The 21,122-nt window shown below is 40.1% G+C and carries 16 protein-coding genes; 5 read left to right on the plus strand and 11 right to left on the minus strand.

What is annotated here, in order from left to right:
* Nucleotides 1–15: 15 nt before the first annotated feature.
* The 4 genes from BLS24_RS07650 to BLS24_RS07665 form a co-directional block, all read right to left on the minus strand.
* Entirely contained in the window at nt 16–1,185 is a 1,170-nt protein-coding gene (locus tag BLS24_RS07650) for a glycoside hydrolase family 130 protein (protein WP_091757712.1), read from the minus strand.
* Nucleotides 1,186–1,378: 193 nt separating this feature from the next.
* Nucleotides 1,379–2,389: a LacI family DNA-binding transcriptional regulator gene (locus BLS24_RS07655; protein WP_091757714.1), complete on the minus strand. Its 1,011-nt coding sequence runs from the start codon at nt 2,387–2,389 to the stop codon at nt 1,379–1,381.
* Nucleotides 2,390–2,421: 32 nt separating this feature from the next.
* Complete coding sequence (locus BLS24_RS07660; protein ID WP_091757716.1) at nt 2,422–4,614, minus strand: alpha-galactosidase; 2,193 nt, start codon at nt 4,612–4,614, stop codon at nt 2,422–2,424.
* A 99-nt stretch (nt 4,615–4,713) separates the two neighbouring features.
* Nucleotides 4,714–5,616 carry a hypothetical protein gene (locus tag BLS24_RS07665; RefSeq protein WP_091757718.1) on the minus strand — a complete coding sequence of 301 codons (903 nt, stop codon included), beginning with the start codon at nt 5,614–5,616 and terminating at the stop codon, nt 4,714–4,716.
* 115 nt (nt 5,617–5,731) lie between these two features.
* Between BLS24_RS07665 and BLS24_RS07670 the strand changes: the two genes are divergently transcribed.
* Nucleotides 5,732–6,625, plus strand: coding sequence for a LysR family transcriptional regulator (locus tag BLS24_RS07670; RefSeq protein ID WP_091757720.1), 894 nt, complete (start codon nt 5,732–5,734; stop codon nt 6,623–6,625).
* Nucleotides 6,626–6,681: 56 nt separating this feature from the next.
* Here BLS24_RS07670 and BLS24_RS07675 read toward each other — a convergent pair whose 3' ends face one another.
* Entirely contained in the window at nt 6,682–8,397 is a 1,716-nt protein-coding gene (locus tag BLS24_RS07675; RefSeq protein ID WP_091757722.1) for a methyl-accepting chemotaxis protein, read from the minus strand.
* Nucleotides 8,398–8,641: 244 nt separating this feature from the next.
* Here BLS24_RS07675 and BLS24_RS07680 point away from each other — a divergent pair, with 244 nt between their 5' ends.
* Nucleotides 8,642–9,937: an adenylosuccinate synthase gene (locus BLS24_RS07680; protein WP_091757723.1), complete on the plus strand. Its 1,296-nt coding sequence runs from the start codon at nt 8,642–8,644 to the stop codon at nt 9,935–9,937.
* A gap of 399 nt (nt 9,938–10,336) precedes the next feature.
* On the plus strand, nt 10,337–11,077 hold the full coding sequence (locus BLS24_RS07685) for an ion transporter (protein WP_091757725.1): 741 nt from the start codon (nt 10,337–10,339) through the stop codon (nt 11,075–11,077).
* A 117-nt stretch (nt 11,078–11,194) separates the two neighbouring features.
* Here BLS24_RS07685 and BLS24_RS07690 read toward each other — a convergent pair whose 3' ends face one another.
* The 6 genes from BLS24_RS07690 to BLS24_RS07715 all read right to left on the minus strand — a co-directional run bounded on the left by BLS24_RS07690 (nt 11,195) and on the right by BLS24_RS07715 (nt 17,132).
* A complete protein-coding gene (locus BLS24_RS07690; protein WP_091757728.1) occupies nt 11,195–12,124 on the minus strand; it encodes a DNA/RNA non-specific endonuclease in 930 nt (309 codons plus the stop codon).
* 127 nt (nt 12,125–12,251) lie between these two features.
* Nucleotides 12,252–13,847 carry a glycoside hydrolase family 28 protein gene (locus BLS24_RS07695; RefSeq protein ID WP_091757730.1) on the minus strand — a complete coding sequence of 532 codons (1,596 nt, stop codon included), beginning with the start codon at nt 13,845–13,847 and terminating at the stop codon, nt 12,252–12,254.
* A gap of 103 nt (nt 13,848–13,950) precedes the next feature.
* The gene (locus tag BLS24_RS07700; protein WP_091757732.1) at nt 13,951–14,268 is read right to left on the minus strand and encodes a type II toxin-antitoxin system RelE/ParE family toxin; all 318 of its coding nucleotides are present in this window, start codon (nt 14,266–14,268) and stop codon (nt 13,951–13,953) included.
* Entirely contained in the window at nt 14,255–14,455 is a 201-nt protein-coding gene (locus BLS24_RS07705) for a hypothetical protein (RefSeq protein ID WP_091757735.1), read from the minus strand. Before BLS24_RS07705 ends, BLS24_RS07700 begins: the two co-directional genes overlap by 14 nt.
* A gap of 203 nt (nt 14,456–14,658) precedes the next feature.
* Complete coding sequence (locus tag BLS24_RS07710; protein WP_143015151.1) at nt 14,659–16,071, minus strand: IS1182 family transposase; 1,413 nt, start codon at nt 16,069–16,071, stop codon at nt 14,659–14,661.
* Between the two features lie 170 nt (nt 16,072–16,241).
* Nucleotides 16,242–17,132: an HAD family hydrolase gene (locus tag BLS24_RS07715; protein WP_091757737.1), complete on the minus strand. Its 891-nt coding sequence runs from the start codon at nt 17,130–17,132 to the stop codon at nt 16,242–16,244.
* A gap of 214 nt (nt 17,133–17,346) precedes the next feature.
* On the opposite strand from BLS24_RS07715, the gene BLS24_RS07720 reads away from it, so the two are divergent.
* Nucleotides 17,347–18,264: an ArsR/SmtB family transcription factor gene (locus BLS24_RS07720; protein ID WP_091757739.1), complete on the plus strand. Its 918-nt coding sequence runs from the start codon at nt 17,347–17,349 to the stop codon at nt 18,262–18,264.
* 89 nt (nt 18,265–18,353) lie between these two features.
* Nucleotides 18,354–21,050 carry a translation factor GTPase family protein gene (locus BLS24_RS07725; RefSeq protein WP_091757741.1) on the plus strand — a complete coding sequence of 899 codons (2,697 nt, stop codon included), beginning with the start codon at nt 18,354–18,356 and terminating at the stop codon, nt 21,048–21,050.
* The last annotated feature ends 72 nt before the right edge of the window (nt 21,051–21,122 follow it).

The raw sequence follows: 21,122 nt of genomic DNA on the forward strand, positions 1-21,122 counted from the left end.
TTTTCATTCTCCTTTTCATTTACCTAAAAGTTCAAGATTTTTTGAAATAAGCTCGCATCTCTGCTTAACACAATCTGGGCTTCTGCCTGGATCCTTTGGTGTGTTGAATACATAATCCACGAGCTTATCGATCGTTGTTGTAGCTACGTGAAGTCTTGTATCTGATGAAGCATAGTAGATGAATACTTCATTCTTTTCATTAACAATGGCACCGTTTGTGAATACTACGTTGCTAACGTCTCCCACTCTCTCGCCCTGTCTTGGTCCGATCAAAAGACCTGATGGTTCTGCGATAACCTTAGAAGGATCCTTAAGGTCTGTTGCAAATGCGTAGATAACATATCGTAGCCCCGCTGCTGTATTTCTAACGCCGTGAGCAATGTGGATCCATCCCTTTTCAGTCTTGATAGGAACTGCACCTGCGCCGTTCTTGGCTTCTGTGATCTGATGATATCTACGGATTGATGTCATCTTCTCTTCATCGATAACTGCGTGCTCGATATCATCGCAAAGACCAAATCCGATACCGCTTCCGCTTCCAGTCTCGATAAAGTCATCCATAGGTCTTGTATAGAAAGCATACTTGCCATCTACAAACTCAGGATGAAGAACTACATTTCTCTGCTGTGGAGAACGCTTTGTTACGAGGTTTGGAAGTCTCTCCCAGGTCTTAAGGTCTTTTGTTCTAACGATACCAGCCTCAGCTACTGCAGCTGAAAGATCGGCGTTCTTTGTATCTTTTGACTCAGAACAGAATACACCGTAAATATAGCCATCTTCGTGCTGAGTAAGTCTCATATCATATACGTTTGTCTCATTTGCTACTGTATCAGGAAGTACAACTGGATAATCCCAGAATCTGAAACCTTCTGTTCCGTTGTCACTTTCTGCAACTGCAAAGAAAGATTTTCTGTCAGCACCTTCTACTCTTGCTACAAGATAATACTTGCCGTTTAAATAGATAGCACCTGAATTCATGACTGCGTTAATGCCAAGTCTCTCCATGAAGTATGGATTTGTTTCTTCATTGAGGTCATATCTCCAGAAAAGTGGAGCATGCTCTCTTGTAAGAACAGGATTCTCATATCTGTCATAGATTCCGTTGTAAAAGTCACTCTTTTTGTTTGGTCTTTTAATGAGTTCTTCCTGACTTTTTAAAAGCTCGTTATACTTTGGGTGTATCATCTTTCATTCTCCAATCTTTTAATAATCTCAAAGCACATTCTTATTTTATTAGTTAATTTTTATTAGTCAATAATTTAGCTAACTTTTTACTTAACTTTCTACTTAATAAACAAAAAGAGCATCTTGACTTTGGTAAATTTACCCATTGCAAGATGCTCGCTAAATACCCTATTTAGTTAAATTATTTTTTAGCTTAAATTTCTTTTACACTTTCTCTTTCTATAAGATAGCCCTCTACAATGCTAAGTCCTCTTCTGTATCTTTCGCCATGAAGTGTATGAAGGATGCGCTTAAGTGTTCTGCGAACCATTTCCTCCATATCTACCTTATAAGTAGTGATACCGATCTCAGCGCCGTTTGTGTAAACGAAGTCATCATAGCCTACTACTGAGATATCCTCTGGAACACTAAGCCCCTTACCTTTTAGATACTGGATAAACTTGCTTGCTGTAAGGTCGCAGTTGCAAACAAAGGCTGTTGGGAGCTTTCCCTTTGGCCACTTAACATTTTTCTCAATATCCATGACCTTATTGTCTGAATCACGGTCATCAAGCACCCAAGCCGGATTCACCTTGATTCCGTGTTCCATAAGTGCTCTCTCGTAGCCAAGGTATCTGTCTGTGATAGATGGTGTGGTCAGCAGCGTTCCAACATATCCTATGTCCTTATGTCCCTTGTCAAAAAGATAATTTGTTAAAATGTAAGCACCATAAAAGCTTCCGGATATGACTGAATCTTTTTTGTGCTGCCTGTCTGTAAAGTCCATATAAAATGTTGGTGTAGCAAGCTTCTCATCAAGCATATTGAGATAGTCTTCATGAAGAGTTCCCATTATAACTATGGCATCTACATTGCCATCTCCAATGAGCTTTGGATAGATGAGCTTTTCCTCTTCTTCAAGGCTTAATACCTCCAACATGGTAAAAGAGCCGAGTTTACCAGCTTTTGCTGAAAAGATCTGATACATGTGTCCATAGAAGGAGTCGATATTTCCCAGATATCTCGCCCCAATAAGGACTCCTATCTTGAAGCTATCTGATTTGTTTGTAAAGGATTTCTGATAGCCCCTCTCTTCCGCCAGATCAATGATCTTCTGGCGCATTTCTTCGCTTACACCCTTTTGGCCAGACAATGCTTTGGATACTGTTACAGTACTAATCCCCAGGGCATCAGCAATGTCCGACATTGTAATTTTCTTTGGCATTGTATATCTCCTCTAACAATTATTATCCAAGATCAATCTTTTGCTACAAGATAGATAAGTTCAGACTTAAAGTCTCCGTGAAGGGAAGGCAGCACAAGTCCAACCTTTCTGATGGTAGCCCCCAAAGCTTCCACATCAGTTCCTTCTATCCTATATATCTTTTTATCATCAAGCCCCTTAACCTTAAGGATTCTATTAGTCGTGTTTGGTTTCGCCATAACCTGAACATAGGTTATAAGAGCTTTTTTCTTGTCCTTACTGATAACTCCATAGGCGTCAAATTCATGATTTCTCTGATATGACGCGTAGCGGTAGTAATCTCCAGTTCTTACAAGCTCATTGTACTTGTGATAATCTGCAACCTGCCTTGGAATATCATCCCTGTCTTCCTGAGGAATCTTGGTGATATCAAGTTCATATCCAAAGGTTCCAGCAAGAGCCACGTCGCCTCTTGTCTTAAATGGTGTCGTTCTTCCAACTGTATGATTAGGGCAGTCAGATACATGTGCCCCCATAGTACTAAGAGGAAAAATAAGGCTTGTGCCTTCCTGTATCTTGAGTCTCTCGATAGCATCAGTATCATCTGAGCACCAGATCTGCGGACTGTAGTAGAGCATACCCGCATCAAATCTGGCTCCGCCCCCAGAACAGTTCTCAAGCAAAAGATCTGGGAAGTCCGTAACTAATCTCTCCATGAGGTCATATACTGCAAGAACGTATCTGTGACTTAGCTCTCCCTGACTATCCGCTGAAAGCCCCAAAGATCCAAGGTCACATAATTGCCTATTCATATCCCACTTAAGATACTCGATATTTGCTGAGCTCAGGATATCTTTTATTCTACTATATACATAATCTGATACTTCTTTTCTTGTAATATCAAGGACGTACTGATTTCTGCTCCTGCAAGGCTCTCTATCTGAAGTCTTGATAGCCCAGTCAGGATGCTCATCATAGAGTTTTGAAACTGGTGATATCATCTCTGGCTCCATCCAGATACCAAACTTAAGGCCCATGGCATTTACGTCATCTACCAGCTTCTTAAGTCCGCCCTTAAGCTTTTTCTCGTTGACATACCAGTCTCCAAGGCTTGAATTGTCGTCATTTCTTTCTCCAAACCAGCCATCGTCCATGACTAGCATCTCTATGCCGCTTTTCTTTGCCTCTTTTGCAATGGCAAGAAGCTTTTCATTATCAAAATCAAAGTAAGTTGCTTCCCAGTTGTTAATAAGGATTGGTCTTTCTTTATCCTTGTACTTGCTTCTAATAAGGTGATTTCTATATAGGTCATGGAAGGTTCTTCTCATCCTTCCAAGTCCTTCTACCGAGTAGACCATAGCTACTTCTGGAGCCTGGAACTCTTCTCCTGCTCCCAGCTTCCATCTAAAGTTCTTTTGACAAATGCCCATGTAGAGTCTCAAGCTGTCAAACTGTGATCTGCACACTCCAGCTTCAAAATTACCTGAGTAGATAAAAGAAAAACCGTAGACCTTACCTGTATCCTCTGAATCACCATTTTCCACAAGGGCCATAAATGGCTGAAACTGGTGTGAGGACTCGCCTCTAAAGGACTCAATAGAGGTATCACCATAACCAATCTCTCTAAAGTCCATAGCTCTTTCTCTAGCCCATGATCCGTGAAGTGTAAGAAGCTCATAGCCTTCATTGTCCATATCCATTGTCATAGACATAACTTTATCTAGCATAATTGGCGCATCAGAAGTATTTACAAACCTAATAGACCTTGTAATGGCATCAATTCCTTCAAATACGCTGTATGAAAGAACTGCCTTTAAGCCTGTCGCCTTGTCTACCATTGTGATGTCCAATGTCATGGAATCAGCTTCCAATCCAAATGTAGCTGGAAGGCCTTCTAATTTCTTTTTACCTTTATAAATATTGTGAGATTCATAGCTAAAAGATACACTGCTGTGTCCGTTTACGTCAGTTATCTCTATGCTACTTTTCCTGTAATCTCCAACATTATTTGTAGAATATTCAAATGGGAATCTGTCGAGAAAAGAACTTCTATCACGCATGACACTTGAAGGTATGCCATACTGATCAACTAATTTCAAAAGATATGATGCATCCGATATTTCTAACTTGTCTCCATAATAGAGATGAGTAAGGAACCCCTCGTCGTAAAGTGCACCTATGCAGTAGCTGGTATTCTCCGTCTCAATGACAAAGATCTTGCTCTGCTCAATATACCTGATATTCATAAGAAAACCCCTGCTTTTTAGTCTAGTCAAATATAATTAACTTAATTTTAACTTTTATTAGCTAAAAAGCAAGGGGGAAATATTTATTATTTACATCATTTAGAAAAAGAAAATACGAAAGGCTATGAGAGCGATAATACTTATCAAAAATAATACTCCAACTAGCACATACGCTATCTTTACTGCCACGTTTACTACTTTATAAGCTCCGTATCCTTCATCCTTTTTGATCAAAAGATATATGATATAAGGAATAGTTCCAAAAAAGCTTATAAGAGCAAATACAGTTATAGTTAATGGGAAAAGTACTATGGAAGTAACTCTTACTGATTCCTTTTGGTTCTCAAACCACATAATAAAGAACACATACAAAAAGCCCATCATAAATCCCGCAATTCCACTTAACGGAATATTTGCAAGGCTTGCAAGAGTTATAGGATTACCTGCCATATCCCCCATGTGATTGAATGGATCTAGGATTTCAATGGTTGAAAGTAGCATTCCCATCATCCCTACCATAAGGGGAAGCCTGAACCTCTGAGCAAGTGGCACCTTCCTCTTTACTGCGTTATCCTTGTTTATCTTCTGCCAATACTGCTGCTGTGCCTTTCTGTCGAACTTTACAACAGTGTCCTGTTTATTTTCTTTAGTCTTGTTTTTGGAAACGCCTTTATTTCCATTCTTTATAAGCCTAAATAGTTCTTCTTCTGATCCTTCGGTAAAAGAATTTCTTTTAACACTATAAACATAATCCCCAGCCTGAAGAAAAATAAACTCGTCTGTCTTCTGAATCTTGCCTATCTCAGTGATATTATTTGAAACATCCTTAAATACGCCTTCCTCGCCTTTTATCACTTCTCTGATCTGGTCATTATCTATAGTAACTTCGCTGGTAGCACCGTTTCTTGCGTACATTGAAGCGTCAAGATTGTTCTTACCTTTGGCCTTACTGTTTATCTCTTTGGCGATTTCATTATTGAACGTAAAAACAATTTTATTCATAATCTTCTCCCTGAATTTTTCCAACTTAGATACTTTACCTTTATAGACAAATGAATTCAAGGTTATGTTGCAAATTCATGTTATAATATAAGCATAACTTATGGAGGTGAATTTCATGATAAGTAATATGGAATATTACAAAGTCTTTTACTATGTTGGAAAGTGGGGAAGCATCACTGATGCAGCCAAAGAGCTGAATATATCACAGCCTGCCGTGAGCCAGTCCATACACCAGCTAGAAAAGGGCCTTGACTGCACTCTCTTTCAGAGAACTGCAAGAGGTATGAAGCTTACAAGTGAAGGAAACCTCCTTTATAGATATGTCAAAAGAGGCTACGAACAGATAGACCTTGGTGAGCAGCGCCTTGGACAGCTCCTCCATCTTGATGCCGGAGAAGTCAGGATCGGAGCCAGTGACATGACTCTTAGATTCTTTCTTTTACCATATCTTGAGAAATTCCATGAGCTATATCCAGGCATTAAGGTTACTGTTACAAACGGTCCTACACCTGAGACTTTGCAGTACCTGTCTGATGATAGGATCGATTTTGGCGTAGTTTCAACTCCTTTTGAAAATCTTCAGGGATTTAAGACAACTTCTGTTTCAGAAATTGAAGATACCTTTGTTGCAGGCAGAAAGTTCATTCAGTACAAGAACAGAATGCTTGATTTTGCTGATCTAAAAAAGGTCCCTATGATAACCCTTGAGGGCAGGACCAGTACCAGAGATTATATGGAAGCTTTTTTAGCAAAAGAAAATGTCGAGATTCATCCTGAGTTTGAGCTTGCAACCAGCGACATGATCGTTCAGTTTGCCCTTCGTAATCTGGGAGTTGGCTGCGTTGTTAAGGACTTTGCAAAAGAGTATCTCGACAGCGGTATATTATTTGAACTAAGATTCAACAAGATGATTCCTAAACGTCAGATGTGCGTAGTTACTGACGAATCCAGGCCACTTCCAATTGCTGCTGCAAATCTACTTGAACTTATAAATAAGGACATTTTTTAAGCCCCTCACGCAGGGGCTTTGCCTACGCAGGGGGCTTAAAGGGCTTATCAACTAACTTATTCGTTAATTGTAAACTGGCTTATGAGACTGTTAAGACTTGCTGACTGCTCTGAAAGTTCCTGAGATACAGCACTTGATTCTTCAGCAGTTGCTGAGTTGTTCTGTACAACATTAGATATCATCTCGATACCCTTATCGATCTCATCCATGCTATGTGCCTGTTCTTCTGCAAGATCACCTGTCTTAATGATCATATCCGTGATCTCTTCTACGCTATGTTGCATTGCATCAAGAGCTTCTGTTGTCTCAGCTACAACTGAGTTACCATTCTTGATCTCTTCCATTGTATCTGCAATGAGCTGATGTGTATTCTGAGCTGCTTCACTTGACTGATCTGCAAGCTTACCGATCTGATCAGCAACAACTGCAAATCCTTTTCCTGTTTCACCTGCTCTTGCTGCCTCGATAGAAGCATTAAGTGCAAGAAGTGAAGTCTGGCTGGCAATTTCTTCGATAGTATTTGTAACCTGCTCGATCTCTGCTGATGCCTCAGTGATCCTTGTCATGGCGTCTGTAACAAGATGCATCTTTCTAGCACTTACTTCTGCATTATCCCTTACTTCATTAGCCATGCTTCTACTCTTCTCAGCTACTTCAGCAAGCTGTTTAGTCTGCTCTGTTACTGAGTTAACTGATGCTGTAAGTTCTTCTACTGCTGCAGCCTGATCCGTTGTTCCTTCAGCAAGATCAGTTGATCCCTGTGACATATTTGCAGCACCCTGTGATACCTGTGAAGAAGAATTCTTAACTTCAAGAAGAGTGCTACTTAAGTTATCTGAAATATCTGAAAGAGCCTTTCTGATGGCTTCATAATCACCAATATAAAGATCTGCATTTTTTGATCCCGAAGAGAAGTCACCACCTGACATACGTTTCAGGGTCTCATCAATATCTCTTACGATATCAGCGATAGCATTGGTTGATCCCTTGATATCCTTTGCAAGCTTTCCGAGCTCATCTTCAGAATCTGTTTCAATTTCAATCTCAAGCTTACCTTTGGACATGTCATCAGCAGCTGCTGAGATTGCTTCGATAGGTCCAAGGATACTCTTTGTAAGTGCTGCTCTAGCCTTTGCTGAATAAAGAAGAGCATAGATAACAACTACAAGTGAAATGATAGTCATGAAGATAACGCTTCCAAGAGCCATAATGTAAGCTTTCTTGGCCTGAGCCTTAGCCTCAAGACCGATAGCCTTAAAGTCTTTTACTACTACTTTAATAGCTTCATTCATGGTTCCTACATAATAGGTATATATCTCATCGTGGGATGCTCCGCTGTTCATCATCTGTATCAGCGTATCATCTGCCGAATCTATATCTTTTAAGTGCTGACGAGCTGTGCTCAAGTCTCCGCTATAAACTTTACTAAGTTCATCAAGACCATCATTCATTTCCTGTATCTTTTCAACAGCACCATCGATCTGTTCCTGTCTGTCAGAATCTTCTGTTGCTGACATAGCCCAGAGATAGTACTTTGCAAGAGCCTGAATTGTAATTCTGATCTCGCCCTGCTGAGAGTTCTGCTCATAATAGATAGCATAGATATTTCTCAAATTGAAAAGAGCTACTATATCGATCAGGATAATGACAATAAAGATAAGTACCAGATTCATTCTGAACTTTCCGAATACCTTTTTGAATTTCTCAGATACAGGTAAGCTCTTGAAACCTCCCTTATCAAATTCGTTGGTTTTCTCAACTGTATTTGCCATATGGACCTCCTAATTCAACACCTATCCACCATGTGTGTTATACCGACAAGTTATATATTTAATTTTATTGCTTTTATTTAAAAAAATACACAGAAATGCGCAAATTTATATAACTTTTCGGATAATAAGTAAAACTTATGGCTCATATAATAAATATCGATTTTACTTATATTGTTTTTGATTGTAATATAGTCATGCAACAAAGATTGCAAAATGTTTTTTAAAAAAGTGAGGATAGAAAAGTATGGTTAAAGCAGTAGTAGGCGCTAATTGGGGCGACGAAGGAAAAGGAAAGATTACCGATACTCTTGCAGATCAGGCTGACGTAGTTATCCGTTTTCAGGGAGGCGCCAATGCTGGTCACACAATTGTAAATGATTATGGCAAATTTGCACTTCACACAATGCCATCTGGTGTCTTCCATCAGAACATCATGAACATCATTGGTAATGGAGTCGCATTTGATATTACTAAATTTATGAAGGAACTTAATGAGGTTACATCTAAGGGTGTTCCAATGCCACAGATCATGATCTCAGACAGAGTTCAGGTTATGATGCCTTATCACGTTCTCTTCGATACTCTTGAAGAGGCAAGACTTGCTGGTAAGTCATTTGGTTCAACAAAGTCAGGAATTGCTCCTTTCTATTCAGATAAGTTTGCCAAGATTGGTTGGCAGATCAATGAGTTCTTCCAGGACGATGAAGTTATCAAAGAAAAGATTGCAAGAATCGCTGAGATCAAGGACGTTATCCTTGTTAATCTTTATCACGCAGCACCTATCGATCAGGAAGCTCTTTTCAACCAGATCGTAGATTGGCGTGAGCAGGTAAAGCCTTACGTTGGAAACGTATCTCTTTATCTTGATAATGCTATTAAGGAAGGCAAGACTATCCTCCTTGAAGGTCAGCTTGGAACAATGAAGGATCCAGATCACGGTATCTATCCTATGGTTACTTCATCATCTCCTCTTGCAGCTTATGGTGCAATTGGTGCTGGTATCCCTCCTTATGAGATCAAGCAGATCGTAACTGTATCTAAGGCTTACTCTTCAGCAGTAGGTGCTGGTGCATTCGTATCAGAGCTCTTTGGAGACGAAGCAGAAGAACTTAGAAGACGTGGTGGTGACGGCGGTGAGTACGGAGCTACAACAGGAAGACCTAGACGTGTAGGCTGGTATGACTGCGTAGCAAGTAAGTACGGTTGCAGACTTCAGGGCACAACTGATGTTGCTTTCACAGTACTTGACGTACTTGGTTACCTTGATGAGATTCCAGTTTGCGTAGGATACGACATCGACGGCGAAGTTACTACAGAGTTCCCTGTAACTCACCTTCTTGAGAAAGCTAAGCCTGTATTCAAGACTCTTCCAGGTTGGAAATGCGACATCCGTGGCATCAAGAACTACGAAGACCTTCCAGAGAAGTGCCGCAACTACATTGAGTTCATCGAGGAACAGATTGGCTACCCTATCACAATGGTAAGTAACGGTCCTGCAAGAACAGACATCATCTACAGAAAGAGCAAGTTTAGTAAGTAATTACATAAAATCTAGTCATTCGGCATGCCTTTTAGTTTGATTAAGCTTTTAGGCATGCCTTTTTCTTGCCTTATTCCTGTTTTTTCTTGTCTCTTTCCTGCCCCGGCATGCATTTCTTCTATTTTTGAGCAAAAGGCATGCCATTTGCTTGCCTTTGCTTCATTTCCAGCATGCCTTTTTAAGATTCTTGCAGATATGACATGCCGTATTCTTGTTTTTTCTTAATTTCCGGCATGCCTTTCCTTTAAATCACAAATTTATGCATGCTTCCGCTGTCCAATCAGTTTAAAGTCATTTACATGACTAATACAAGTGGATAAAGCCAGCCTCAAAAATTCTTCATACAGCCTTCATTTTGCTAGCAAACTCTCTTATACTATATTAAGGGGGGAATAAAAAATGAGAAAAAGAATCTTTGGAATAATCGAAACTTCTGAAGAAAATGACAAGATTAGTTCTATCTATGATGCAGTAATGCTTCTCGCAATTATTATCAGTATTGTTCCACTTGCTTTCAAAAAGAGCTTTGCAATATTCCAATATACAGACATCGTCACTACCGTGCTATTTATCGTAGACTATGTCTTAAGGTTAATCACTGCCGACTACAAACTAAAAGATCATTCTGCTATTTCTTTCGTAAAATACCCCTTTACTCCTTGGGCTATAATAGATCTCGTTTCAATCCTTCCTACAATTTCTGCCATTAATAGTGGATTTAAACTATTCAGGTTATTCCGCATCTTCCGTACCTTTAGAGTTTTTCGAGTATTCAAAGCTTTTAGGTATTCAAAAAGCATTACCATAATAGCAAAAGTCATAAACAACTCAAAAGAGGCATTACTTGCGGTTTGTACTCTTGCAATTGGATATATCTTAGTTTCAGCATTAGTCATCTTTAGCGTTGAAGGTGATTCATTTAATTCATTCTTTGATGCAGTGTACTGGGCAACGGTATCACTTACTACTGTCGGTTACGGAGATATTTATCCAGTAACTACCGCTGGCCGAGTGATTACAATGATATCTTCAATGTTTGGTATTGCTGTTGTAGCACTTCCAGCAGGAATCATTACCGCCAGATATTTAGAAGCACTGACAGAAGAAAAGAATAATAAAGCCAATAATACTAATCCTTAAACTGCTTAACTACAAAATAACTGCCATATAATATTAGTCAACCCCGGAGCCGCTTTGCGGTGCGCCTGCGCAGGGTTTACTAATATTATATGGCAGTTATCGTAGTTATTTAGCAGTTTATGGATTACACTTCTTGCAAGGTACGTACCCCTGCTCTATCAAATCTTCCCTTGATCCTTCGTAATATAACTTGTTCTTTTCTTTCATATCCTTAACACTATTACAGGATGGATAATGAAACTTCTTGGTATTCTTGTTTGCGATATATGCTGTAGTCTCTGAAGATACCGGAGCTGAACGCTCCACCTGAGTATCATTGTCTGGTGCTGTTACTTGAAAATCATCCGCCGAAACTGATTTTGAATAATTCTCATCCAGCTTGTTACTTCCATCTTTATAGTTAATGACTACACCAGGCTGGACATTATAGCAATATACATTAAAAAAGATTCCTTTTCCCTTATCTTCTACTGAATATGCCTCTATCTGTACCCCAGAGCAAAGAAGATTATTTCCTTCAAAGACAGGCGTCACACGGTACATTACATGATTACCAGTACTCTTAATGTACTCTGCCACCTTATTTTCATATGGAAGCATTCCTTCCACATTCATATATCTGGTGCCGGTGATAAGATTCTTTTCATTAGCATTCTCGCCGGTAAGCTGATAGCCTATCATGTGACATCTGTTGTACAAATACGGTGGATCTGAATCCACAAGTCCTGGATACTTATTTTGTTTCCAGCCTGTAGGCTTGACCATTCCAATAGAGCCACGTTCCTCAGTTGGCATCAGGTCTTTTCCTATACAAGCTGTTGCAGTAGTACATCTTCCAAGTTTGTCCAGAGCTCCATAGCTCTCAAAAGAACTATCCGTAATCTCATCGCTAGAAAACTGGGGCTTATTATCATTTATAGCTACTGACGGTGCACCACTGTACTCGGGAATCCCGCTTTCAGCTCTACTATCCACTCTGTACGAACATACTAGAATTATAGTAGAAATGATCATAAACAATATAAATGCAATCCTTGTTTTCTTCATATCTCCTGCCTTTCTAGTATTGTCATCGTTACAATATGAATGATAACCCCAAATGACAAATCTTTAAACAAAATCCATATTAAAAAAACATAAAAATACCTGCTCCATCATTGAAGCAGGTACATACTCACTCTTCCACTATGCACTCTCTTGTATTCATGCTCCTTGGTACCACATGAACATTTGAATACTCGCAATGTGCGTGCCTTATATAGATTCCATAGGTAGGTACATCACCCATGGCACTGTTCTCCGGATAATCCGTTACATTCTCATGAACTTCAGGTAAAAGATTTATCTCTTCCTTGTCATCTCTATAAGTAACATCAAATCCATTTATCTTGATGCTACCAAGATCTTTTCCTAGACAATCTGATGCTTCTATCTTCTTTTTAACTGTCTCAGACAATGACTCTTTTGCCAAAAGCTCTTCCTTCTGCTCTTTAGTCATCCTGTACCCGGTGATAATTGATGGAACCTCAGCGTTAACAGCTTTGATATTCTCAATCACGACGCCATCAATTGATCCGCCATAAAACTTATCTTCTTCGCATCCATCTTCATATCCAAACTTGTTTCTTTTGCAAAGGCAGATAAAAAGTGGGCATGCCACGTTATCCATGGTGATATTGCGGACAGTTACGTTTCTGACATTACTTCCATCGGCGGATTCAATGGCAATTCCAGAGCAAGAGCCAGGATAAATATCCAGGAAGAAATGGCAGTTCTCACAAGTTATATCTTCTATATCATAGAAAGTCTCTGTTCCAATCTTAAATGCATTGGCAACAGTAAGCACTGTACAGTCAGAAAAATAAACCCTCTTGGTGCTACGAAGCTTGCCTTCACCGGCAACGTTAAGGCCATCATGTTCATGACCACGTGGAGCCTTAACTACAAGACCATCGTCCGCTGTAGAAATGAAGCAGTGAGTTACATCAACATCCTCACTTCCCATAACATCGATTCCGTCAGTGTTGGCCACATGCCTGTTTCCGTTGATCACAATATTCGAAACCTTTACGTTGTCGCATCCATCAATGCAGAGATTCCAGTCCATGGATGCTTCAAGGATGATATTTTCTATGACAACATTCTTACATCCATTTGCCCAGAGCATATACATAGGCCTCTTTATCTTGGGCTGACCATTTCCATACTTGTCCTCGGCGTAACGGATACGACTCCTGATAGCATATCTCATAGTATCAATAGGATATCCCATTGGATCATACAGATATGGTGGCTGCTTTATCTTTTCTAGAGGAGTTAATAGAGGCTTCTTAAGAGGAAGATAAACAAAGTATTCGCCATTTCCGTATATTCTTCCACCACCAGTTACTCTTACATTCTTAGCATTATCAAGGATAACAAAGGCGTCTACAAAGTTATCGTGGTTCTTAGATGCAACTAGAGCGCTATCTCCGGTAATCCAAAGCGTTGTATTATCATAGATTCTAACAGTACCAGATATGTACCATCCGCCATCAACTAGAACCACTCCACCACCAGCTTCTCTCGCAGCTTCTGCAGCCTTATTCACAGCTTCCGTACACACAGTCATACTATCTGCAACTGCTCCAAAGTCTCTAATATCAAATACCTTAGATGTTCTCTTATCAGGTAATCCCTGCTGCCTTATATATTGTCCATATGGTATTCCCTTATAGTAATCACCATCATATATTATTCCATTATCCAGTAATGTAGCTTTGTCAAACATATATTAACTCCTATGCTTCTTTCAGTTTCTTACACTATTTAGATACTATAATACTACAAAACCTGCTTTACTATTACTAGTAAAGCAGGTTTTTGTAATCTCATTAATGCCTTTTAATTCTTGGATATGATCTTATAAAAATCCTTTTCTGATTAAACACTTCATGAACGAGAATCGTCTCTGCCATAATCTCATACACAAGTGTATATCCTTTATAATAGATTTCTCTGTAACTATCAGTTCCTAATTCAGGTATTACTCTTCCTTTCTTACAGTTGCCACATAATTTCCTAGCTGTATCTATCAACTGGTTAATAAATGAATCTGCGTCGTCCGGATTTGCTTCCTGGGCTATCGTGTCCCAGATTTCATCCAAATCGTCAAGTGCATCAGGAGACCACGCAAGTTCATAACGCAGCATACTTCCTTCTCTTCTCCTTAAAATGTTCTTCTAATTCGGAATCCTTTATTATCCCTTCTTCCTGGCATCTCTTTTTACTATGTTCTAATCTTGATATCATAAAAAGTCTTCCAAGTATCTCATTTGAATCCATATCATCAGACATACAATTTACTCTATCAAGCATGAGTTCTTTATCTGTACTCATATTTTTCTCCTATTCTGGCCCCCGCCATAGAACATACTACAAAGGTATTATATCATTTTCTCTCCAATAATGTTGCAATAAAAAAGAGACCATTTATGGTCTCTTCAGACTGTAGACAAAGTGGTCTTGAGAGCATAGCTCTCAAGACCATTTTTCTTTTTTGCGAGTGTTTTATTGATAATAAAGGATAGAAACGGCCCCTATCAGGCCATTTCTAACTGCCATTCATGTTTGATTCTTGCAAGTTTTTTCAGATTCATACACGCAAAGGTAAGCGCGACCTTCATTTCCATCCGCGCCTTGCCATACATCTGTGTATATCTGAATCCGTGGTTCTCTTTGGCTGTTCCAAAGATTCTCTCTATTGTTTCTTTCCTGTGTGAATAGAGATCCTTCATTCCTTCTGTGTATCTTATATCCTCACATTCTTCCATGTAATCTTCCCAGATATGACGAGTTATAAGCTTTACATGGTTCTTACTGAGTGTGCACTGCTCGAGATATGGACAGCTTTCACAGACCTTTCCGCAGCTCTTGTATTCCCGGTATCCATCACGATTTGTTGTTGAATACTCCAGTACCTGATCATTAGGGCATACATAACAGTCATTGTATTCGTCGTATGCGTACTCAGATTTCTTAAAGAATCCCTTCTTTGTCATTGGACGCTTGTATGGGAGAAGTGGTTTGATGCCATCATCTATGAGGAGTTTTGCTATGGCCGGTGTCTTATAGCCTGCGTCTGCAACGATAGTTTCAACACCGATATCCTTGATCTTATCGTATAGCCCTTTGAATGTACGGCTGTCATGCTCATTGCCTGGATTAACTGTATAATCGAGGATCCATCCATTCTTATCACAGGCAGTCTCGATACCGTATGCGAATACATTCTTGTGCTCACCCTTGTGGAACCATCCACTATCAGGATCGGTAGTACTGCATTTTACCTTCTTGGTATCCTTGGGAGTATCGTCTGTATAATCACTGAAATCATCATGCCCGCCTGTGCCTTTATCATTATCATCATCTTTATCTTTAAAAGCTTTCTTGCCGTGTTCAGCTCTGTCTTCGTTTATCTCTTTCTTGAGCATTTCTTCGTAGAACAGTGCTTCCTGTTTAGCCAGCTTATGCTGCATCTTACGATTGTTAGCTCTGGCTTTTACATGAGTAGCATCTACAAATACAGCAGTAGGATCAACAAGCTTGAAGCGGTAGCAGTCTTCGAGAATACGCTGGAATATCTGCTCAAAGAGATCAGTATCTTTAAACCGTCTTGTATAGTTCTTTCCAAATGTTGAGAAGTGTGGGACGGGCTCGTTAAGTTCCAGGCCCAGGAACCATCTGTATGCAACATTGACTTCGATTTCTTTGATAGTCTGCCTCATGCTGCGGATTCCGTATAGATACTGGATGAAGGGGATTTTAATAAGAGTGACAGGATCCATGCTGGGCCTGCCCATGTCTGAAGAATACTTATCTTCAACAAGGTCATATATGAATGACCAGTCTATGGCTTTATCAATAAGCCTGAGCATGTGATCCTGAGGTACCAGGTCATCCATGCTCACAAACTGCATCTGCTCACGTTTTCTTTCGGTATTAGAAGTCATCATAAAGGCTATCCCCATCCCCAACTTTGATACATCTATTATACCATAAAAAGTGCCTCAATCCCAGATAAATACTGGGTTTTTGTCACTTTTACAAAGAAAAATCCACGGCGTATGCCGTGGACTTTGTCTACAGTCTGAAGAGACCATTTATGGTCTCTTTAAATCAGATATCAATACCTAACCCCAAGTCCCTCAAGTTCTTCTTTTACCTGGTCATAGTCCTTGTAAACTATGCCCTTCCAGCCAAGGTTCTTGGCGGCCTCGATGTTTACTGGTGTGTCATCGATGAATACTGTCTTTGCAGGAGTTAAGTTGTAGCGCTCTTCAAGAATGTGATAGATTTCAGGACCTGGCTTAACTACGTGGTCTCTAAAGCTTAGGATTCCTCCGTCTGTCTCTTCAAGAAATGCCATAGCTTCTGGGCATCCCTCAAGGGCTTGTCTAGAGAAGTTTGAAAGATAAAGGACTTTGTAGCCTGCTGCCTTTAATGCCTTGATCCAAGGAATAGTTCTATCTCTCTTAGCGATGATACCATCGATATTCTTGAAAGCATCTTCAAGTATGTCTTTTATCTCTGGATCATTTTCCACAAATCTAGCAATGATCTCATCGTTTGTTAAGTTACCCTTGTCGTACTCAACCCAGTCATCGCTGTCTACAGTTGCTTTGGCTATCCTGTCTATCATGGCATCGTCGTGACCTTTTTTCCTAAGGAAGTCCTTCCAAGCAAAATCTGTAAGAACATTTCCTATATCAAATACGACTGTATCGATCTCGCCATCAGGAATAACGTTTCCAAATTTGTCGTGCTGCTTGTTACTACTCATGGCATCAAGAGATGCAACGGTGTGTCTACCTGTGATAGCACCAACAGCCCAGATAAGGAGCCATAACAAAATTGGTACTGCTACAGTTGCGGCCACGCATCCAAAGAAAAGATCCTTGGTAGCAGGTGAGCCAATAAGTGCCAGCACTAAAAGTGCTACATACATTCCAACAAGTATCACTATCCCAATGATAGCAAGAATTCTCTTATATAATGGTGTCTTAGTCTGATTCATAATCTCATCCTTTTTGTCATGTTTTCTATATTAACTCGTAAATCATACAATAAAGGCTACCTTTATGCAATTACAATTCATGAGCGGAATTTAGTAAAATATTTAAAATTTGCTATACAATTAAACCAATTCCGCTTGCGGTATTAAGCCGAATATGAAATAATCTATATTGCGTAAATGCAAAAGCTAATCTGTAACCTAGAAAGGAAAAACTATGCTACACATTAAATCATTAGACGAAGGTTTGGAAGTTTTCAAGGCACTTGGATCAGACATTAGAGTAGAAATCATCAAGATTCTTCTAAATGAGAGTGGCATGAATATGAATGAACTTGCTAGTCGCCTCAATATCACCAACGGCGCTCTGACAAGTCATATCAAAAAGCTTGAAGAAAGCGGGATAGTTAAGGTTTCTTCGGAATCAGCTGGTCACGGTAATCAAAAAGTCTGCTCAGTAAATCTGGATAAGATCCTCATTGATATTCAGAACAAGCCAAAGGAAGACAACGTTTATACCACAAATATCAAGGTTGGATTATTCTCAGATTATTCAGTATTCCCTACATGCGGACTTGCTTCTACCAAAAAGCTTATTGGAGAGCTTGATGATACCAGATACTTTGCTCATCCCGACCGCTATGAAGCTGATATTCTCTGGTTCACAAAAGGGTATGTAGAATACGCTGTTCCTAATTTTGTTCCATTTAATCAAAAGATTGATGAGATCAGTATCTCAGCTGAGCTCAGTTCAGAAGCACCTGGCATCAACAATGTTTGGCCATCTGACATATATTTTTACTTAAATGATACTCCTCTTGGAACATGGACATCTCCTGGAGATTTCGGAGACGTCAAAGGCTTCTTTACCCCTGACTGGTGGTTCCACAACTGGAATCAATACGGGCTGTTAAAGACTCTTGTAGTTAACCACGATGGCTCTTTTATCGATGGAATCAAGATCTCAGACGTAACTATTGACAGATTCAAGCTCACATCCAAGAGTCCAATAAAGTTAAAGCTCGAAGTTCCTGAAACTGCTGACCATGTTGGCGGCCTTACGATCTTTGGTAAAGGCTTTGGTAATTACAATCAGGACATTAACGTCAAAATGAGATATAGTCAGCTTGACTAATTAAATATTAAAACAATGAGTCCCTTGCGAGCATTCGCAGGGGATTTTGTGTATAATGAGTTAAAGTAAATGCACAAAGGATAATCACAATGCAAAAGCAACTAACTATCGGTATCCTCGCACATGTAGATGCAGGTAAGACAACTCTTTCTGAAGGTCTTTTGTACCTTTCTGGTGCCCTCAGAAAACTAGGAAGGGTTGATCACAGGGATACTTTTTTAGATACATACGAACTTGAAAGAACCCGCGGAATTACTATCTTTTCCAAGCAGGCTCTTTTTGAATATGAAAATACTCACTTTACACTCCTTGATACCCCTGGGCATTCTGACTTCTCTCCTGAGATGGAGCGAACTCTTCAGGTCCTTGACGCTGCCATACTTCTTATCAGCGCATCTGACAAAGTAACCGCCCAGGCCAAGATCTTGTGGAAGCTTCTATCTCACTATCACGTTCCAACCTTCATATTTGTTAACAAGATGGATCAGGACGGAGCTGACAAGGCTCTTTTGTTAAAAGACATCAGAGAAAACCTCAGCTCTCACTGCGTCCCTTTTGAAGATGGGTTTGATTCTGATGAGGTTCAGGAAGAGCTTGCTGTCTGCGATGACAAGCTTCTTACAGCCTTTCTTGATGGTCAGAAGGTAACAAAAGACAATGTTAAGACCCTTATAGCAGATTGCAAGTGCTATCCAGTTCTCTTTGGCTCTGCTCTTAAGATGGACGGGGTAAAAGAGCTATTATCTGTCATCAAGGATTACGCTCCCGATAGTAAATATGACGAAACAGCGCCTTTTGCTGCAAGAGTATTCAAGATCAGCAGAGACGCAAACGGAAACAGATTGACCCACATTAAGATAACATCAGGTAAATTAAGGGTCAGAGACCTTATAGATGATGAAAAGATCGATCAGATAAGACTTTATTCTGGTGAGAAATTCGAGATGGTGCAGGAAGCCGTTGCTGGTACCGTCTGTGCTATAGCAGGACTATCTGATTCTAAGGCAGGCGACGGACTTGGCAAGCTCAAAAATGACACCACAGCTGAGATCCTGCAGCCTATTCTTTCTTCAACTTTGATACTTCCTGAGGACGCAGACCCTGTAGTGGTCTACAGAAAGCTCAAAGCTCTTGAAGAGGAAGAGCCTATGCTTCAGGTGTCTCTCAAGGAAGGAAGCGGCATCATCGAAGTTAAGATAATGGGTGAAGTGCAAAAAGAGATCCTTAAGCACCTTATAAAGACTCGCTTTGATCTGGACGTAGACTTTGGTCCAGGTCACATTGTATATAAAGAAACCATCGCTGGACCTGTAGAAGGCGTTGGTCATTTCGAACCTCTTAGACACTACGCAGAAGTACATATTCTTCTTGAGCCAGCAGAGCCCGGAAGTGGAATGTCTTTTGCCTGCGACGTAAGTACAGATGACCTGTCACTGAACTGGCAGAGGCTCATATTAACTCACCTTCAGGAAAAGAAACATCTCGGAGTCCTTACAGGTTCTGAGCTTACCGACGTCAAGATAACACTCATCGGCGGACGCTCCCATGAAAAGCACACAGAAGGTGGAGATTTCAGACAAGCCACTTATAGAGCTGTAAGACAAGGTCTCATGGAAGCAGATTCCATCCTCCTTGAGCCAGTGTACGAATATAGGATCGAGCTTCCAAAGGAGTCTGTTGGTAGAGCTCTTACCGACATTCAGAGAATGCATGGAACTGTCGGTCTTCCAGATATTGTCGGGGATAAAAATGTCCTTAGTGGCACGATACCTGCGGCAAGCCTTGGTTCCTATGCTCAGGAGCTCTCCTCTTTTACCCATGGAGAAGGCCATATCACTACGACACTAAAAGGCTACCAGCCATGCCACAACACAGAGGAAGTACTATCTGAAATAGGCTATGATCCTGACCTTGATACTGGCAATCCATCCTCATCAGTCTTCTGCTCTCACGGAGTTGGAACCATCATTCCTTGGGATGAAGTCAGAAGTCACATGCACGTAGATACTGGCTGGAGTCCAGAAACAGCTCACACCTACAAGACTGACCTAACTGACAACATAGATATGGAGGCTCTAAAGAAGATCCAGGCTAGGCAAAAAAACAAAGCGCCTGAAAACAGGTCTTTTGACGAGATAGAAAGAGAACTTCAAGCCACAGAAAAAGAGCTTAAGAATATATTCGAAAGTACTTATGGAACAATAAAGCCAAGATACGTTGAGAAAAGCACCACCTACACCTCTGCAAATGAAGCAGATAAGCCAGAAGTCGATAACAGAGACTACGCTCTTGAAGAAGCCAAAAAAGAAAAGCATCAAAATACTGGCTCAGTAGATGATTCAGTCCATAAAGAATATCTCCTTGTTGACGGCTACAATGTCATCTATGCTTCAGACGACCTAAAGTCTCTTGCTCAGAGGGATTTAAAGGCTGCAAGAGATTCCCTCATTGATACTCTGATCAACTTCCAGGGCTTTAGAAGAGAACAGGTAATCCTCGTCTTTGATGCCTACAAGGTTCCAGGAGGCACAGAGCACATGGAAGATCATTCAGGGCTTATCGTTATCTATACAAAAGAAGCTGAGACTGCAGATCAGTACATAGAAAAAGCCGCCCACGAAATAGGCAAAAAATATAAGGTTACTGTTGCCACTTCAGATGCCATAGAGCAGGTGATAGTCCTTAGTAGCGGAGCCTTTAGACTATCTGCCAGAGACTTCTGGGATGAGATCAAAAGAACCAGTGAAATGATCTCAGACAAAATTCGAAATCACAATACAAAATAGTGAAAATTTTATAAAATTTCATATACACTTTCTGTTCATTACAGAGTATCATATAGGTACATAATTCTTTTT

Source organism: Butyrivibrio sp. INlla18, from assembly GCF_900103635.1.
GTDB lineage: Bacteria > Bacillota > Clostridia > Lachnospirales > Lachnospiraceae > Butyrivibrio.

Coding starts and splice junctions, on each gene's coding strand:
- BLS24_RS07725 (WP_091757741.1), top strand. CDS start 18,354: ATGCAAAAGCAACTAACTATCGGTATCCTCGCACATGTAGATGCAGGT.
- BLS24_RS07690 (WP_091757728.1), bottom strand. CDS start 12,124: ATGAAGAAAACAAGGATTGCATTTATATTGTTTATGATCATTTCTACT.
- BLS24_RS07705 (WP_091757735.1), bottom strand. CDS start 14,455: ATGAGTACAGATAAAGAACTCATGCTTGATAGAGTAAATTGTATGTCT.
- BLS24_RS07715 (WP_091757737.1), bottom strand. CDS start 17,132: ATGAATCAGACTAAGACACCATTATATAAGAGAATTCTTGCTATCATT.
- BLS24_RS07695 (WP_091757730.1), bottom strand. CDS start 13,847: ATGTTTGACAAAGCTACATTACTGGATAATGGAATAATATATGATGGT.
- BLS24_RS07660 (WP_091757716.1), bottom strand. CDS start 4,614: ATGAATATCAGGTATATTGAGCAGAGCAAGATCTTTGTCATTGAGACG.
- BLS24_RS07680 (WP_091757723.1), top strand. CDS start 8,642: ATGGTTAAAGCAGTAGTAGGCGCTAATTGGGGCGACGAAGGAAAAGGA.
- BLS24_RS07675 (WP_091757722.1), bottom strand. CDS start 8,397: ATGGCAAATACAGTTGAGAAAACCAACGAATTTGATAAGGGAGGTTTC.
- BLS24_RS07710 (WP_143015151.1), bottom strand. CDS start 16,071: ATGATGACTTCTAATACCGAAAGAAAACGTGAGCAGATGCAGTTTGTG.
- BLS24_RS07650 (WP_091757712.1), bottom strand. CDS start 1,185: ATGATACACCCAAAGTATAACGAGCTTTTAAAAAGTCAGGAAGAACTC.
- BLS24_RS07720 (WP_091757739.1), top strand. CDS start 17,347: ATGCTACACATTAAATCATTAGACGAAGGTTTGGAAGTTTTCAAGGCA.
- BLS24_RS07655 (WP_091757714.1), bottom strand. CDS start 2,389: ATGCCAAAGAAAATTACAATGTCGGACATTGCTGATGCCCTGGGGATT.
- BLS24_RS07670 (WP_091757720.1), top strand. CDS start 5,732: ATGATAAGTAATATGGAATATTACAAAGTCTTTTACTATGTTGGAAAG.
- BLS24_RS07685 (WP_091757725.1), top strand. CDS start 10,337: ATGAGAAAAAGAATCTTTGGAATAATCGAAACTTCTGAAGAAAATGAC.
- BLS24_RS07700 (WP_091757732.1), bottom strand. CDS start 14,268: ATGCTGCGTTATGAACTTGCGTGGTCTCCTGATGCACTTGACGATTTG.
- BLS24_RS07665 (WP_091757718.1), bottom strand. CDS start 5,616: ATGAATAAAATTGTTTTTACGTTCAATAATGAAATCGCCAAAGAGATA.